The sequence below is a fragment of the Chryseobacterium indologenes genome (assembly GCF_018362995.1).
GTDB lineage: Bacteria > Bacteroidota > Bacteroidia > Flavobacteriales > Weeksellaceae > Chryseobacterium > Chryseobacterium indologenes_G.
Window position 1 is genome coordinate 2,030,886 of sequence record NZ_CP074372.1, and the last position, 17,094, is coordinate 2,047,979.

Sequence of the window (17,094 nt, forward strand, 5' to 3'; positions counted from 1 at the left end):
TATAACCATGATTCTAAAAAAAATTCCAACACTCATTTTTCTTTTGCTGATATTCCTGACAAAGGCACAAAGTGAGTTTATCACAGTATGGAAACCAAGTCTTACCCCGCCTTCTTATCCTTATGCAGGAATTCCCGTTAACTCAAATAATAATCAAATCTGGTTTCCCGGAAGAGGAACGAATTACCAGATCTATTGGGAAGAAATTGGCTACCCTTCTCACAATGCCACTTTAACAAATGTAACTTCTGCTTACCAAACCCTGATCGATTTTGGAGTTCCACACAACCCTAGTCCGTCAGATGCTACTTACCGGTTGAAAGTAAGTAACGGAAACGGAAATTTTCACCAAATAAGATTTGCTGACTGGGATATGTTCAATGATAACGGAATTGTAGGAGATGTTCATAAAATACAATTGATAGAGCAATGGGGAAATATTCAGTGGTCTTCTATGGAACAGGCATTTCAGGCATGCAAAATTTTAGATTTCACAGCAACAGATATACCTGATCTGAAAGAGGTAACTGATATGTCTCACATGTTTTTAGGCTGCTACAGCTTAGTTGGAAATTCCAGTATCAATACCTGGAATACGTCTAATGTAACGACGTTGCTGGGAACTTTTTCAGGATGTTTTGTATTCAACCAGCCGGTTGGAGACTGGAACACATCCAATGTTACCATGATGGGTATAACATTCTCTGCTGCAAAGCTTTTCAATCAGCCATTGGCAAATTGGGACACCTCCAAAGTAACTGCTACGGCCGCTATGTTTAGTGGAGCAACTCAGTTTAATCAGCCTATCGGAAACTGGGATATGTCTAGTAATCTTGATGCAGAATTCATGTTCTCGAATGCGATCAATTTCAATCAACCACTTGGAAACTGGAATACCACACAGATAATCGAAATGAATAATATGTTTGTGGGTGCAAAAGCTTTTAATCAGGATATTGGCAGCTGGGATACTCAAAATGTAAAATTTATGCATGGTATGTTTTATAATGCAGAAAGTTTCAACAGCAATATTTCCAATTGGGACACAAGAAAGGTAGAATGGATGCAAGAGATGTTCTACGGGGCAAAAAGCTTCAATCAAGGAATAGGAAAATGGAATGTAAGTTCAGTAAAAGGTATGAACAATATGTTCAAAAATGCCATTACTTTCAATCAAAACCTGGGAAACTGGAATCTCAGTTCATTACTGCATGCATCCGATATGTTCAAAAACTCTGCATTAAACTGCCAAAACTATGACAGTACATTGTATGGCTGGAGCCTGAGTCCTTCAACGCCTAATAATATTAATCTATCCTCTGTTTCTCCTCTTACATATTCCCATAATGCAGCAGTTACTGCCAGAAATTATCTGATCAACAATAAAGGCTGGACGATCAGCGGAGATACATACAACGGAGAATGTCAGTCCTTCCTTGGAACTTCTGATATAAAGGTGAAAGGTGAGCTAAGCATTTACCCGAACCCTGCTACAGATATTATTTATGTAAAAAATTCCAATGCCAAAGATTTCAAAATTATTGATATGAGCGGAAGAATTGTCTCCAGTGGAGATCTGGTGAATGAACAGATTAATATCCAGGATTTAATTCCGGGGAATTATATGATACAGCTGATCATGAAAGAAAAAACAATTTCTTCAAAATTCATTAAGAAATAAAAACAGAAAGCCTCGCTGTAAAAGTGAGGCTTTTATTTTGAGTTTGTCCCGTCCTGAAATAAGTTGACACTTAATCAACTTATATTATGAAAGCTCAAGAATTAAAAAAGGAAAAACATACTCAAAGAGATTACAGTATAGGCTTTAAATTACGAGTTGTTTCTCAGGTAGAAAACGGTTATTACACTTATAAACAAGCCCAAAAAGAATATGGTATCCAAGGCAGAAGTACAGTTTTGGTTTGGTTGCGAAGATATGGTAACTTAGATTGGAGTAAACCTAAACTCCATATTATGCATAACTCTAAAGAAACTCCGGCTCAAAAAATTAAGCGTTTGGAAAAAGAATTAGCTGATGAAAAGCTAAAAACTAAGGTTCTTAATACCATGATTGATATGTCAGATAAGCAGTATGGCACCCAAATCAGAAAAAAGTTTTCCTCCCAACAATCTTCAGACTCCACAGAGAAGGAATAAGCATATCCAGGCTGTGCAGATTGTTTGGGATAAGCCGTCAGGCAGTTTATCAAAATAAGCAGAGGAGCTTAACCCGTGAAAAAGAATTACTAAAAATAAAGATACTCGTACAAAAAGTACGAATGGAAATGCCCAGACTTGGAACCAGAAAGCTTTATTACCTACTTAAAGAAGGGTTCAAAAATGAAGGAATCAAAATAGGCAGAGATGCTTTATTTGCTTATCTAAAAAGAGAGAATATGCTTGTGCGTGCTCAAAAAAAGTATGTTAAGACAACTTTTTCAAAACATTGGCTTAGAAAACATCCTAATTTATTGAAAGAATTAAAGATCGCAAAAGCAGAACAGGTTTTTGTAAGCGATATAACTTATATTAAAACAAGGGAATCTACCTGCTATTTGTCTTTAGTAACAGATGCTTACAGCAGAAAAATCATGGGATATTCATTAAGCTCAAATATGAATACTGAGAATGTAGCCAAAGCTTTAAAAATGGCAGTGAAAAATAGAGTTTCAAATACTCCTTTGATTCATCATTCAGATAGAGGACTGCAGTACTGTTCTGGCTATTACCAAAACATGCTTAATAAAAATAGAATAAAACCTTCTATGACTGATGGTTATGATTGTTATCAAAATGCATTGGCTGAGAGAATTAATGGAATATTAAAGCAGGAATTCCTGTTTTGTAAAACAAAGAATATACAAGACTTAAACTCCTTGATAAAAGAAAGTATTAATATCTACAATACTAAAAGACCACATTTAAGTCTTAATATGCAAACGCCAGATAAAGTGCATAAAAAATCCGAAGAAAATAAATACTTCTCCGGATTAAATATTGTCTAATTTTATGTCAACCTATTTTAGGACGACTCAGTTTAAAGATAAACTATTTGTCAAAATGATTAGGATGCTGGGCTTTAATATCATCCACAGTTCCCAAAACTTTATCTTTTAAAGAATCCTGGTATTTCTGAAGTTTTGCAGCAACCTCTTCATTACCGCTTCCTAAAATTTTTGCGGCTAAAATCCCTGCATTTAAAGCACCGTTCAAGGCTACGGTAGCCACCGGAATTCCACCAGGCATCTGAAGAATAGATAAAACTGAATCCCATCCGTCTATGGAATTACTAGACAAAATAGGAACTCCGATCACCGGAAGCGTAGTACAGCTTGCTACCATTCCCGGAAGATGCGCTGCTCCGCCAGCTCCTGCAACAATGACTTTCAAACCTCTTTCCTGAGCAGTTTTTGCATATTCGAACATTCTTTCCGGTGTTCTGTGCGCTGAAACTACTGTTAATTCATAAGGGATATCAAGGCTTTTAAGAAAATTTGCAGCCTGTTCCATGATCGGCAGATCACTCTGACTGCCCATAATAATTCCTACCATCTTCAATTTTATTAGATGTTCAAAGATAAAAAATAAAAATGTAAAGAGGAAAAACTACAAAAAATCCAGGAAGTGGTTTATGCTTGTGATCCCAAAAATGATCTAATTTTTCAATAGGTCTGCATTTTAAAATTCAAAGAATTTATAAAGATCTTTTGGCTCAGATTTTTCATCTGTACTCCTATAAATTACACCATCTGTATCCATAACAATCCCGGTTAAAATAGATATATTTGTTGTTACACCACTTTAAATTTTGAAAGATTATAAACTTACACTGGCTGTATGTACCGTTGCTATTGTCTGGGGTACTACCTTTTTATCTATAAGGGTTGCGGTAGAGACTATTCCTGCATGGTTTGTAGCAGGAATACGCCAATTTCTTGCGGCCATTATTATGTTTCTTATTCTTACCTATAGAAAAGAATTTAAATGGATCGGCTGGACCAACCTGAAATACCAGTTTATCTTCTCATTACTCATGCTGGTAATTGCGAACGGGATGACTACAGTAGCGGAGGAAGAAGTTACAAGCAGCCTCACTTCACTCATCAGTGCCTGCTCTCCTATCCTTGTATTTTTCGGAAGTTTGGCTTTAGGACTTCAGAAATTCAGTTGGCGGGCTTTCGCAGGAGTTGTTCTCTGTTTCAGCGGAATTCTGTTTATTTTCTGGGATGGTATTAATGATTTAAAAAATCCGGACTACGCGCTTGGAATTCTATTTCTATTTATTGCCATTGCAGGCTGGGCTTCAGGAACTATTTTTACCAAAAAATTAAACCTTCACAGCGGTAATATTTCCCTGAACTTATTTTATCAATTTTTATTTGCGGGTATTATTCAGATTATTTTTGCCTTTTTGTTTTCAGACAATTATAACTTCGGAAACTGGAGTTTGCAAAGTATCTCTGCCATGCTTTACCTGTCAATATTTGGTTCTGTAGCCGCTTTTTTTGCATTTCACTACGCTCTTACTAAAGTTTCTCCTGTTCAGGTATCCATACTGGCTTATATCAATACGGTAATCTCTATTTTTTTAAGCTGGCTGATTCTCGATGAAAAAATTTCCGCCAAATTCATCATTGCAGCGGTTTTAATTATTGTAGGGGTTTTTGTTATTAATTACAATCCGGCAATGTTCAAAAAACAAAAGATTGAATCTTAAGGCAGAAAAATAATATCAATAATTTCACCAGATCTATACAACTGTTTTTTAATTTATTAAATGCAATAAAAATCAGATCTGTTTCAGACGCGTTTTTATATTTCCTTCATTTTCCCTATATTGTATACTCCAACCCATACAATATGCTGAAAAACACATTTTTTTTATTTCTTGTCTCTTCTTTTCTTCTTGTAAGCTGTGATTATAAAGAAAAAGAGAAAAACCTGACAGACAGAGAAAAACAATTATTAGAAAAAGAAAAGGTATTCGCGAAGAAAGAATCCGAATATCAGTCGCTCCTGAAAATGAGGGACAGTATTTTTGCCAAAAAAGATTCTGTAGTCATTACTTCTTCATGGCCCGCAGAAATTTCCGGTCCATGGAACGGAAAGGTCATCTGTACAGAGTCTAACTGCAGTGAGTATGCTGTAGGCGACCAGCGTACTGATATCTGGGAATTCGATAACGATTCTACCCAGCCTATTACCAAAATTATCAATAACAATAATCTGGTAAGGCTTTACACTGGCAAGTTTGAAAACAATGAGATCAGACTGTCTTTCAAAACAGATTCTACGGCCAAAAAGAATGTAGAAATGAGCGTTCTTCTTAATGATATTTCGGACAACAAGATCAAAGGTACAAGAACTATCACTTCCGATGGCTGTACCGCCAAGTTCTCCGTTGAATTAGTACGTTCCACAAAATAAACACTTATGATTTTACTGAGTATACATAACCTGAGTCTTCCTATAGAAGATCCGGTACTGAAGTTCCTGTTGGTACTGGTCATCATTCTGGCAGCCCCATTGCTGTTAAATAAAATTAAAGTTCCCCATCTTTTGGGACTTATCATCGCCGGAGCCATCATTGGTCCGAACGGATTCAATGTATTGTCCAGAGACAGCAGTATTGTTGTGACAGGAACTACCGGCTTGCTTTATATCATGTTTCTGGCAGGTCTGGAGATTGATATGGGTGATTTTAAAAAGAATAAATGGAAAAGTCTCACCTTTGGTATCTATACCTTTACAGTTCCTTTTGTATTGGGATATCTGGGAGGGTATTATATTTTACACTTTTCAATGCTGACTTCCATTCTGTTTGCCAGTCTTTTTTCATCCCATACGCTTATTGCTTACCCATTAGTGAGCAAGTTGGGAATTGCAAAAAATAAAGCGGTCAATATTACCGTTGGAGGTACAATGATTACCGACATCCTCGCTTTATTGGTACTTGCCGTAATTGTGGGAATGTCCCAGGGAGATGTAGGAACAGAATTTTGGGTTAAATTGTCGGTCTCTTTTGTCGTTTTTGCCCTGATTGTACTTATTGTATTCCCGATTATCGGACGTTGGTTTTTTAAAAGAGTGGATGATAAAATCTCACAATATATTTTTGTATTGGTGATGATTTATCTGGCAGCAATGCTTGCGGAGCTGGCTGGTGTAGAAGCTATTATCGGAGCATTCTTTGCGGGATTGGCTCTGAACAGGCTTATCCCTCACACTTCTTCTTTGATGAACAGGGTTGAATTTGTGGGAAATGCCATCTTTATTCCATTCTTCCTGATCAGTGTAGGAATGCTGATTGATTTTAAAGTTTTCTTTAAAAGCTGGGAAACGCTGGAAGTAGCCGGAATCATGCTGGTAGCTTCTATCGGAGGGAAATATCTTTCTGCCGTAGCGACTCAGAAAACATTCAGGCTGACCAAAGAGGAAGGAAAACTCATATTTGGGTTAAGTTCTGCCTCTGCAGCAGCTACATTGGCTTCAGTAATGGTAGGATACAACATCATCCTTTCCGAAACCGAAACCGGAGAACCTGTAAGATTATTAAATGAACACGTACTGAACGGAAGTATTCTGCTGATCCTGATTTCATGTACCATCTCTTCCTTTATTTCCATGGCGAGTGCTCAGAAAATTGCTGAAAGTGATAATGAAGATACTGTTTCAGGGAATACGCATGAAGAGGAAAGTATTCTATTGGCCATCAACCACGAGGCAACTGTTGAGCGAATGGTGAATCTGGGAATTCTGATCAAAGCCCACTCCAATACAGAGGATCTTTTTGCTTTGAATGTGATCAACGAAGATAAAAATGAATCTTCAGTAAAGAATGCCGAGAAACTTCTTCACCAGGCCGCAGATACAGCCGCAGCCGCAGATGTGAAACTGCAGGCCTTAAAAAGATATGACAATGACGTCGTTAATGGAGTCAATAATGTGATTAAAGAACAGAAGATTACAGATCTCATCATCGGATTGGAAGATGAAAAAGGATTCTCCCCATCTTTTGTCTATAATCTTTACAATGGCTATCTTCAGAATGATGATGTAAATGTACTGGTATATCATGCTGCACAACCACTTTCCACGATAAAAAAATATGCAGTGATGATTCCTGAGAATGCAGATAAGGATGCCGGATTCTTCCATGCATTGCTCAGAGTATGGAATATTGCCAGAAATTCAGGAGCTACAATTGTTTTTTATGCCCCTGAAAACATCATTGATATTCTGCAGAAAATCATGAAGAAAGCCAGCATAGAAGCAGAATTTATCATTATGAGTACATGGCAGGATGGTGAAAGAACCGCTGCCCAGCTGAAAGATGATGAAGCCTTAATTATTTTGATGGCAAAACGAGGCATGAAATCCTATATTCCAAGAATGAGACTGATCCCTGAACTACTGAACAGGAATCTGAAAGACAATAACTACCTCCTGATCTTCCCTTTCTCTGAATATGACAAAAACAGCCCGGAAATACGTTCTGTAGGAAATCACGGGGATTTTGTGGAGATTGGAAATGTGATTCAGAAGATATTTAAATAAAAGGAATTTAGATAGGCTGGAAGCAAGAAGAGGGATGCTGGAAGTTATCTAAGTATGAATTAATCATTTTTTATCAAATTATCAATCAATTTGAGTCATGAATAGGATCGGGCTTTAGCCCGATATAAACCACATCAATACATTTGGCTTTAGCCGAAATCTAAATTATGTTTTGGCTAAAGCCAATTGATTTGATAATTATTTTTTAAACGGGCTGAAGCCCGTTCCTATTGAATTGATATAACAAAATAAAGGGAGCCGTTTCAATTTAAAAACGGCTCCCTTTATTTATTTTAAAATGATTTTACTCAGAAATTACTCTTACCATTCCCTTTACCATCACAAGCTTTTCCATCAACTCTTCTCTGGAATCTGCAAGAACATTGATGTGTCCCATTTTTCTTCCGGGTTTGGTTTCGGTTTTCCCGTATAAATGGATGTAGGTTTCTGGTAACTTAAGAATATCTTCCATTCCTTCATAGACTACTTTTCCGGCATATCCTTCTGCTCCTACCAGATTCAGCATTCCGCTGTAAGTGATGGCATCGGTATCTGCTAGGGGTAAGTTTTTTACCACACGGTACATTTGCTCAAACTGAGAATTCGTATTTCCTTCCTGGCTCTGATGTCCTGAATTGTGAAGTCTTGGTGCGGTTTCATTCACCCATATTTTACCTTCCTTGTCAAGGAACAATTCAATAGCAAACAATCCCGGAGAGTTCACTGCATTCAGGAATTTCTCTGTAATGGAATCAATCTGATTCTGAACATCTTCTGTCAGAAGAACCGGACATACATTGAAATCCAACAGATTCAGCTTTGGATCGGCAACCATTTCCGTTACCGGGAAAATATTGGTTTCTCCTTTTTCATTTCTTGCTACAATGACGGAAAGCTCTTTTTCAATATCTACAAGGCTTTCAATTACTGAAGCTTCTGTCCATAAATGCTGATAATCTTCTTCCGTTTTGATCACCTGTACTCCTTTTCCATCATATCCGCCTGTATTCATTTTCTGAACAAATGGCAATGGCATGATAATTTTCTCATCACTGTTCCATACTACCTGAAATTCCGGGCTTGGGATGTCATGAGTTTTATAAAATTCTTTCTGAAGGATCTTTTGCTGGATTGTTTTGATGATACTGGCATTAGGAACAACTTTTATTCCCTGTTTTTCAAGTTCTGCCAATGCATCAGCATTTACATGTTCTATTTCAATGGTTACAACATCCTTGTCTTTACCGAAGTTCAAAACCGTGTCATAGTCATTAAAATTTCCCTGTGTAAAATGCGAGATATTATGACATGGCGCATCAGAAGCCGGATCCAGAGTATAAAACTCGTCATCATACTTCAGTGCACTTTGTATCAGCATTCTTCCCAGCTGTCCGCCTCCCAGAATTCCTATTTTCATTTTTTATTTTTATTAGATTTACTTCTTATTGAATTTTATCGATTTTTAAATACCCAAGTCCCATCGGGTTTTCCTGATTTTCTGCATCAGATTTTTTAAGAACGATAGAATATTTTTCTTTCATACTGGCAGGAAGAATATCGCTCACATTGAAAATATCATCAATATCTACCCCATGCTTATCATCAATATGGCTTACAGCGCCTTCAAATCCCATGGTCTGATAAAATTCGGTAGCTTTTGCTCTTTTTACAATCTCTCCCATAGACTGTCCTACCATTAAGTGCTGCTCATGGAATTCTTCAAAGAAACCCGGCTTATAACCTCCCAGATTGAGAAAAAACAACTGATCTTCTGATGACTTCTCTCCTTTCTCTACAATTTCCACTTCATAGCCATCAGCAAATTTTACTTCCTGATAGCAATCCAGGTGAATTTTACCCTCTGCTTCCTTCCAAAACTCTTTCATATCCGGAATTAAATCTTTAAGATTCTCTGCTATTCCGAAGAAAACATCGTGCTGCTCAATATTTCTTCCTTTAGGAGTTGCCCCAAGGATAACATAAAATAATTTCATTACATTTTTCATGCATACAAAAATACGTTAAATTTATCTTTTTCAAATGTTTGGCAGACTACTACAATAATTTTATATTTGTAACATTATTTGTAGTATGTCAGAAATCATCATACTCTTCCTTGGCGCAATTTCCGCTGGTCTTTTAGGTTCACTTACGGGTTTAGGAGGAGGAGTTATTATCATTCCTTTATTAACGCTGGGATTCGGCGTTCCAATGCATTATGCTATCGGTGCTTCACTTATTTCTGTGATCGGGACATCTTCCGGTGCGGCCGTGGCTTTCGTCAAAGAAGGCTTTACCAATATGAGAATCGGGATGTTTCTCGAAATTGCTACCACAGCAGGAGCTATTGTGGGTGCTCTGGTTTCGGGGATGCTTAACCCCAATACGATCGGAATTATTTTCGCCAGTATTCTTCTTTTAACGGTTATTTTAAATCTTAAGGGTAAACCTGATCACCAGGAACCTTTGGTAAAAGGAAGTCTGGAAGAGAAACTGAAGCTATACGGAACATTCCCTGATAAAGGAGTATTGAAAAACTATTCTGCAAGAAATACAGTTCCGGGATTTTTGATGATGATGTTTGCAGGTGCAATGTCCGGACTTTTAGGAATAGGCTCCGGAGCGTTGAAGGTATTGGCAATGGACAATATGATGAAACTGCCTTTCAAGGTATCTACAACAACAAGTAACTTTATGATTGGGGTAACGGCTGTAGCCAGTGCACTGATCTATTTCCAGAGAGGAGAAATTATTCCTGTGATTGTGGCTCCGGTTTTAATTGGAGTTGTCATCGGAAGTTTTATAGGTTCAAAAACGCTGATGGTATCAAAAACCAAAAAATTAAAAGTATTTTTTGCTATTGTAATTACCATTCTGTCTATTTACATGATGTATAACGGTATCAACAAAAGCTTCAGATAATGAAAAAGAATTTCACAGATGTAGATCTGAACCGTTCTGTAGGAAACCTTTTGAGACTGGGTGTTATTCTTTCTGTGGCAACATCCCTGATTGGTTTTATCAAGTTATTTTTTGAAGGTTTTAAAATGCCTGAAAAATATACCAGCCTTGTAGTAGGAACCTCTTCTGAAAAAGTATGGGGACATTTCTGGGATTCTCTGTGTAAGGGAGAAGGTACAGCTATTATTCAGCTGGGTATTCTTTTATTGATCTTTACTCCTCTGATGAGAATTGTTTTTGCTTTAATAGGCTATTTAAAAGAAAAAGACTACGTATATGTAGTCATTTCTTCAATCGTTTTAGCAATTATGGCAGTGAGTTTCTTTGCAGGATACGCCCACTAATTTTACATTTCATAAAACTCTAACGGCAACTGATCGGGATCCTGGGTAAAGAAAAACTCTTTTCCCGTGAATTCATCTATGCGGATTTCTTCACAGTTTAAACCTTTCCCAATCAGTTCATTTCTTTTTTCTGTAACATTTTCAACAGAAAAAGCAAGATGTCTTAAACCACATGCTTCAGGGCGTGAGGGGCGTTGTGGAGGATTAGGAAAAGAAAACAGCTCAATCACATAATGATCCCCGATAGCCAGATCAAGTTTATAAGACTGTCTTTCTTCACGGTATACTTCGCGGATGATATTCAGATTTAAAATTTCCGTATAAAATTTCTTTGAAACGGCATAATCTGAACATATGATTGCAATATGGTGAATCTTCATTTTTATTTTAAACTAATTTTCAATTGAACTTTATTATTGTATTTCTTTACAGTTATCCTTTCTTCTTGTATCAATAATATATTGAATTTTCCATTCATTATTCTGCTTTACCAGCTGAAAACTATTGGCCCCGCAATGTGACAATTTTCCCTTTAAATAAAAAGAATAAGGAGTAAATACACTTGCCAGGTTTCCGTCTGTATGAACAGCTTCTACTATAATCCTTTCATCCAGATCTCCTTTTGTAAATTTTGAAACCGAAGCAACGAAATCCTGTATACTGTCACTTTTCACAGTACCATCTTTAGTAATGGTCTGCAGCACTGCATTCTCTGCAAAAGCTGATTTTACAAGCTCAGAGTCTGCATTTTTCATGCCAAGGAATAGGTTACGGATAGGTTTTTCAATATCTTTATTCTCTTGGCCGAAGCATGAAATACTGATCAGAACAAGAAGTACAATTATTTTATTCATAGTATAGATTTAGATAATTAAAAATAGATAAAATAAAATTTAAATCGATTAGCAAATTTTAAAATTCATTTTCCTTAAATTGTGGTCAAAATTATTTCAGAGCTTTTTATATGTGGATTATCTATCTGACTTTGGCCATACTTCTTCTGGTGATGACAATACTGCCGAAAATACAGCATTCTCACTGGGTATTCAGGGTTCCGGAATTTGCTAAAATACAGGTCACTTACCTTATATTATTTACCTTTTTATTAGGCTTTTTCACAGATTCTAAAGAATATTTCTGGTATTATCAGGGTCTTCTGTTGGTCATGTTTGTTCATCATGGTCAGACACTCATCAAATACACCCATTTCTATCCTGTAAAAAAGCACAAACAACGCTACAAATCTTCCGATAAACTGCATTTTATTTCTGCGAATGTTTATCAGTTCAATAAAGAATATGAGAAATTCATCGGGCTTGTTAAAAAACACAATCCTGATTTTTTCATGACTATGGAAAGCAATGGTGACTGGGAAAAAGCAATGACGCCTTTAGAGAAAGAATACAGCTTCCAGCATAAAGTGACCCTTGAAAATACCTACGGCATGCATTTCTATTCCAGAATTGAAATCAAAGAAGCAAAGACTCATTATTTTGTTGCTGATGATATCCCGAGTATTGAGGTCCATATGAAAACTGCTGATGGTTTTTCTTTTGTTTTCTTCGGGGTTCATCCACCGCCGCCAAGTCCTACGGAAGAGGAAACATCGAAGGAAAGAGACGGTGATCTTTTAAGTACTGCCAAACGTGTAAAAGACATCAAAAAACCTGTTATTGTTGTAGGAGACTTTAATAATGTTGCATGGTCAAGATCATCTGTACTTTTCAGAAAAACAAGTCATCTGATAGATCCCAGGATCGGGCATTCTTTTGTTTCTACCTTCCATGCGAAATACCGTCTTTTAAGATTTCCCATTGATCTGATGTTTCACAGTGAAGATATTTTTATTAAGCAGCTGAAGACATTGGAGAATTTTGGTTCAGACCACCTTCCGGTATACTGCGAGTTTTTCATAGATCATCACAATGATGAACAGGAAGAATTGATTGAAACAGCAACTTCCGAAGAGAAAGCAGAAGCTGAAATCATGATAGAGGAAGGAAAGAAAGAAGATGGCGAACGTGAAACTGTGGTTACTGAGGATTAATAAAAAAGTGGGCTAAGCCCACTCCTATTGAATATTTTTAATTTTAAAATTTCATTATATCCTTCACTACCCCATTCTTCTGGGTGTGCTGTAATAACTCAGCTTCAATGAAGGTTTTAATCCGTTCTTCAGAACCATTACCCGGGAATAGAAGGTGAACATTAGCTCCTGCATCCAGCGTAAAGAATAAAGGAAGTCCGGTTTCTCTTCTGAAATCCCAGATTTTGTTGATGACTTCCAAAGTACCTGTTTTCATCAGGATAAAAGCCGGATCACTCATCATCATCATTGCATGCAACGTAAGTGCTTCATGTTCTACCAGCTTGATAAAGCTTTCCATATCTCCGCTTTTCAGGATTTCTTTCATCGGAACAAAGTTTTCTCTTGCTTCCTGAAATCTTCTTTCTGCATAAGGATTAGTATTCATCAGACCGTGTCCTACCGTTGAAGAAACACTTTTCTGTCCTTCATGGATCAATAAAACCCAGTCGTTAAAATTTCTGAATACCTCATGAATTTCAGCATCGGGATATTGTACCCCGAACAAATCTGAACTTCCTTCTACCTCATCAGTTTTTCCCCACACCACAAGTCCGTTGTATAAACTTCGGCATGCGCTTCCACTTCCTAATCTTGCTAAGAATGAAGCTTTTCTCATAGATTCTTCTTCAGAAGTTTTTCCTGTAAATGAAGCATCCAATGCCATCAGACATTTTGCAATGGCCCCAAATCCTGAAGCTGAACTTGCAATTCCTGAACTATGCGGGAAGGTATTCTCTGTTCTGATTATATATTTCCCTTTTAAAATCCATGGGAGATACTGTTCTATATTTTTGAAATATTTCTCAATTTTTTCAGCAAATTTCACTTCTTCGTTACCAGTCAGAAAGGTTTGTACTGAAAAAGCTTCATTTGCAATAAACTCCATTGAAGTATTGGTTTTACAATGGTTTAACGTGTAGCTTATGCTTGGGTTAGCAGGAATCTGATCGGCATATTTCCCCCAGTATTTGATCAGGGCAATATTAGACGGACAGCTTTCTGAAACCGTTTGGGTATGAATGATGAAATTTTCTTTTCCTATAAAATCTTGTGTTGTCATAGTTTAATTAAGTCATTATTTTAAACCACCACGTCAAAAATTCTTTGAATTTTCGCCACCCCTCCAAAAGAGGGGAATTTTCACACCTTTATTTGTACTTGACGTGAAAAACAGGAGGTTAAAATTTTTAATACATCTTCTCTATAATATCTGCGTATTTTTTGATCACCACATTTCTTTTGACTTTCAAAGTCGGAGTAATTTCTCCTGTATTGATGTCAAATTCTGCCGGCATCAAGGTAAATTTCTTCACTTTTTCATAGTCTGCCAGGTGATCCTGCAATTCTTTAATTTTTTCTTTATAAAGATTGATTACCTTTTCATTTTTTACAGCATCTTTCCAATTGGTAAAAGGAATATTATTTTTCTTAATATAATCCTGCAAAAATTCAAAATTAGGAACAATCAACGCTGAAACAAACTGCCTTCCTTCTGCAATCAGCATAATCTGCTGGATAAAATTATTGTTGGTCAAAAGGTTTTCTATCTGCTGTGGCGCAATATATTTTCCATTGGAAGTCTTCATAAGATCTTTGATTCTGTCTGTGATAATCAGGTTTCCTTTATCATCAAATTTCCCGGCATCTCCCGTTTTGAACCAGCCGTCTTCTGTGAACACTTTCTGGGTTTCTTCAGGCTTATTGTAATAGCCTTTCATGATTCCGTTTCCTCTCGCCTGAATTTCATCATTTTCACCGATACGCATTTCTACTCCCGGCAGTGGCTTTCCGCTTGTACCATGTTCAAAATGAGTTAAAGGGAAAAGCGTCAATGTTGCGGTAGTTTCCGTTAATCCGTAGCCAACAGTTACATGAATTCCTACTGATTCAAAGAAACGGGTAACTTCTGGTGACAATGATGCTCCACCACAAGGTAAGAACCACAGTCTGCCGCCCATTTTTTCTTTTATTTTACTAAAAACTAATCTATCTGCAACAGCTTCTTTGAATTTTAATCCAAAAGGAATTGGTTTTTCATTTCTTCTCAATTCTGCGGTTTCCCATCCGGTTTTAAGCGCCCAGTCAAATATTTTCTTCTTCAGTGATGAACCTTCTTCAGCTTTTTCAAGAACTCCGGCATATACTTTCTGGAAAAATCTCGGTACGGCACACATGGCAGTAGGTTTTACTTCTTCCAGTGCTTTGGCTACATTTTTAGGATCTTCCAGGAAATAAACACGGGCACCGCCATACAGACAAAGTAAGCTCCAGCTTCTTTCAAAGACGTGGCTCAATGGTAAGAATGCCAGTGAAAGTTCTTCTTCAAAGTTTTTAAACTTAAAAAATTCAAAATGAGAATCAAATGCTTTGATGAAATTTCCATGGGTAAGCATTACTCCTTTTGGAATTCCCGTAGTTCCTGAAGTATAGATCAATGTGGCTGTATCATCATTTTCCTTCTTAAAAATCTCCAGTTCCGGTGAAGCTTTAGCAATAAAATCTTCAAGATAAAAATTGTTGAATTCTTTCTTGATCCACACTGCTTTTTTAGAAACAATAATGGTTTCAAGATTGTTTTCTTCTTTATGTAAAAACTCAAGACAGGCATCATACTGCATCTGATTTCCCACTAAAACAGCTTTAGCTCCGGAATCGTTGATGATATGTTCTGCCTGCTCAGCATTATTAGTTGAATAAATAGGCACCGTAACAGCACCGATGGCCATTGAAGCCAGGTCAACGATCATCCATTCGGACGAGTTATCTGAATAAATAGCGACTCTGTCATTCTCCTGAATTCCAGCTTCCTTTAGGGCATTGGCTGTTTTAAAAATAACCTCACTGAATTTTTTCCAGCTCAACTCTTTCCAGGCTCCCTCTTTCTTTTTAAATCCGATGGCCGCTTTTATAGGATGTTTTTCTACATTTTTAAGGATAATTGCCTCTGCAAGATTCATTTCTTCAGCTTTTTGTCGTTAATATAATTATTCAGGTGAAAGTCGATACTTTCTTTTACGGGAATAAACTGATAATTCAGTTTTTCTTTGACTTTGTGATTGGAAATGGTGTTGAAGGAAGAAATGGCTTCAATATTTGATTTGGTAACCATTTTCAATTTAGGAATCAGCCATCCGAAAAGGATGTTGGCTATTCTTCCGATATTTAATACAGATTGTGAAAGAATTCTGGCATCTTTAAGGCCGAGACGGGTTCTTACCTGTTTTGCAAGGTCTGCATATCTGTTATTTTCAGCAACAATGATAAAACGTTCTCCGAAAAGATTATTTTCCATCAGTTCAATTGCTGTATTGGCCACATCTCTTACATCAACGTAAGCAGAACCGCCGGAAAAGGTAAAACTATTGTCTTCAAAAGTAGAGAAAAGCTCACCGCTGCTTTGATTCCAGTTTCCGCTTCCTACAATCATTCCCGGATTGATAATGACTACATTCAGGCCTTCTGCTGAAGCTCTCCATGCTTCCATTTCAGATAAATGTTTTGAAATGGCATATGCAGAGTGTTCCAGTTTGGGATTAAAGTCAGAATCTTCGTCCAGTTCTCCTTTTTCATTGTAGCTATCGAGCACAGCAACAGAACTTACATGAAGAAATTTTTTAACGTCTGATCCTTCGCAGGCAAACAGGAGGTTTTCTGTACCCTTGATGTTTGTACGGTACATTTCTTTTTCATCTTTGGGATGAAAGCTCACTTTTGCAGCACAGTGATAGACCTCATCCACACCTTGCAGTGCAGTTTTCAAAGAATCTAGGTCATCAAAATCTACGTTTACCCATTCAATCTTGTTGAAAAAATCGTCTGGATTCTCCGTATAAAAGCTGTATGAATGCTTTACTTCGTTTAAATTGCTGCCCGGTCTTTTGGAAGCACGTACATTTTTACCTCTTTTAAGAAGTTCCAGTACAATTATTCTTCCCAGAATTCCGGTAGCACCCGTTACAAAAATCATTAATTATTTTACTTGATTGCTGACTAAAATATAACAATATTTTCTATCCGGCAATTCTTCCGGATCCGGCAAAAATTCCTTAGAAAAACTGCTTCTGCAAATTTGCGATTTTTAAAGCATAATTCCACTTTATTTAACCAATATTATCACTCAGAAATCAACAAACCAGAAAAATT

Annotated in this window: 16 protein-coding genes; 8 read left to right on the forward strand and 8 right to left on the reverse strand. The window is 36.9% G+C overall.

Translation table 11 applies throughout. From position 1 onward, the window contains the following. Positions 1 to 7 precede the first annotated feature (7 nt). Together DYR29_RS09075 and DYR29_RS09080 are read left to right on the forward strand one after the other, a co-directional pair. The gene (locus DYR29_RS09075; RefSeq protein ID WP_213280215.1) at positions 8 to 1,681 is read left to right on the forward strand and encodes a BspA family leucine-rich repeat surface protein; all 1,674 of its coding nucleotides are present in this window, start codon (positions 8 to 10) and stop codon (positions 1,679 to 1,681) included. Positions 1,682 to 1,767: 86 nt separating this feature from the next. After that, a protein-coding gene (locus tag DYR29_RS09080; RefSeq protein ID WP_425394621.1) for an IS3 family transposase occupies positions 1,768 to 3,005 on the forward strand; the annotation gives its coding sequence in 2 pieces (ribosomal slippage) (positions 1,768 to 2,134 and positions 2,134 to 3,005; 1,239 coding nt in all). Between the two features lie 43 nt (positions 3,006 to 3,048). Here DYR29_RS09080 and purE read toward each other — a convergent pair. Then, a complete protein-coding gene (gene purE, locus DYR29_RS09085; RefSeq protein ID WP_213280217.1) occupies positions 3,049 to 3,552 on the reverse strand; it encodes a 5-(carboxyamino)imidazole ribonucleotide mutase in 504 nt (167 codons plus the stop codon). Positions 3,553 to 3,808: 256 nt separating this feature from the next. Here purE and DYR29_RS09090 point away from each other — a divergent pair, with 256 nt between their 5' ends. The 3 genes from DYR29_RS09090 to DYR29_RS09100 all read left to right on the forward strand — a co-directional run bounded on the left by DYR29_RS09090 (position 3,809) and on the right by DYR29_RS09100 (position 7,557). Further along, a complete protein-coding gene (locus DYR29_RS09090; RefSeq protein ID WP_213280218.1) occupies positions 3,809 to 4,717 on the forward strand; it encodes a DMT family transporter in 909 nt (302 codons plus the stop codon). A gap of 143 nt (positions 4,718 to 4,860) precedes the next feature. Further along, complete coding sequence (locus tag DYR29_RS09095) at positions 4,861 to 5,427, forward strand: hypothetical protein (protein WP_047421184.1); 567 nt, start codon at positions 4,861 to 4,863, stop codon at positions 5,425 to 5,427. A 6-nt stretch (positions 5,428 to 5,433) separates the two neighbouring features. Next, complete coding sequence (locus DYR29_RS09100) at positions 5,434 to 7,557, forward strand: cation:proton antiporter (protein ID WP_213280219.1); 2,124 nt, start codon at positions 5,434 to 5,436, stop codon at positions 7,555 to 7,557. A 304-nt stretch (positions 7,558 to 7,861) separates the two neighbouring features. On the opposite strand, the gene DYR29_RS09105 is transcribed toward DYR29_RS09100, so the two are convergent. Next, on the reverse strand, positions 7,862 to 8,974 hold the full coding sequence (locus DYR29_RS09105) for a 5-(carboxyamino)imidazole ribonucleotide synthase (RefSeq protein ID WP_213280220.1): 1,113 nt from the start codon (positions 8,972 to 8,974) through the stop codon (positions 7,862 to 7,864). Between the two features lie 25 nt (positions 8,975 to 8,999). Then, on the reverse strand, positions 9,000 to 9,551 hold the full coding sequence (locus DYR29_RS09110; RefSeq protein WP_047421814.1) for a DUF1543 domain-containing protein: 552 nt from the start codon (positions 9,549 to 9,551) through the stop codon (positions 9,000 to 9,002). Positions 9,552 to 9,648: 97 nt separating this feature from the next. Here DYR29_RS09110 and DYR29_RS09115 point away from each other — a divergent pair, with 97 nt between their 5' ends. Next, entirely contained in the window at positions 9,649 to 10,479 is an 831-nt protein-coding gene (locus DYR29_RS09115; RefSeq protein WP_213280221.1) for a sulfite exporter TauE/SafE family protein, read from the forward strand. Continuing rightward, complete coding sequence (locus DYR29_RS09120; RefSeq protein WP_034699869.1) at positions 10,479 to 10,862, forward strand: DUF1634 domain-containing protein; 384 nt, start codon at positions 10,479 to 10,481, stop codon at positions 10,860 to 10,862. Before DYR29_RS09115 ends, DYR29_RS09120 begins: the two co-directional genes overlap by 1 nt. A 2-nt stretch (positions 10,863 to 10,864) precedes the next feature. On the opposite strand, the gene gloA2 is transcribed toward DYR29_RS09120, so the two are convergent. Both gloA2 and DYR29_RS09130 read right to left on the reverse strand, forming a co-directional pair. Then, positions 10,865 to 11,242: an SMU1112c/YaeR family gloxylase I-like metalloprotein gene (gene gloA2 / locus DYR29_RS09125; RefSeq protein WP_213280222.1), complete on the reverse strand. Its 378-nt coding sequence runs from the start codon at positions 11,240 to 11,242 to the stop codon at positions 10,865 to 10,867. A 33-nt stretch (positions 11,243 to 11,275) separates the two neighbouring features. Then, the gene (locus tag DYR29_RS09130) at positions 11,276 to 11,716 is read right to left on the reverse strand and encodes a nuclear transport factor 2 family protein (RefSeq protein ID WP_213280223.1); all 441 of its coding nucleotides are present in this window, start codon (positions 11,714 to 11,716) and stop codon (positions 11,276 to 11,278) included. A 110-nt stretch (positions 11,717 to 11,826) separates the two neighbouring features. Between DYR29_RS09130 and DYR29_RS09135 the strand changes: the two genes are divergently transcribed. Beyond that, positions 11,827 to 12,909: an endonuclease/exonuclease/phosphatase family protein gene (locus DYR29_RS09135; protein ID WP_213280224.1), complete on the forward strand. Its 1,083-nt coding sequence runs from the start codon at positions 11,827 to 11,829 to the stop codon at positions 12,907 to 12,909. A 43-nt stretch (positions 12,910 to 12,952) separates the two neighbouring features. Here DYR29_RS09135 and DYR29_RS09140 read toward each other — a convergent pair whose 3' ends face one another. From DYR29_RS09140 to DYR29_RS09150, 3 genes are all read right to left on the reverse strand, one after another. After that, positions 12,953 to 14,011 (reverse strand): diphosphomevalonate/mevalonate 3,5-bisphosphate decarboxylase family protein, encoded by a 1,059-nt coding sequence (locus DYR29_RS09140; protein WP_213280225.1) that lies wholly within the window; start codon positions 14,009 to 14,011, stop codon positions 12,953 to 12,955. 127 nt (positions 14,012 to 14,138) lie between these two features. Further along, positions 14,139 to 15,908, reverse strand: coding sequence for an AMP-dependent synthetase/ligase (locus DYR29_RS09145; protein WP_213280226.1), 1,770 nt, complete (start codon positions 15,906 to 15,908; stop codon positions 14,139 to 14,141). Continuing rightward, entirely contained in the window at positions 15,905 to 16,918 is a 1,014-nt protein-coding gene (locus tag DYR29_RS09150; RefSeq protein WP_213280227.1) for an NAD-dependent epimerase/dehydratase family protein, read from the reverse strand. Before DYR29_RS09150 ends, DYR29_RS09145 begins: the two co-directional genes overlap by 4 nt. Positions 16,919 to 17,094 lie beyond the last annotated feature (176 nt).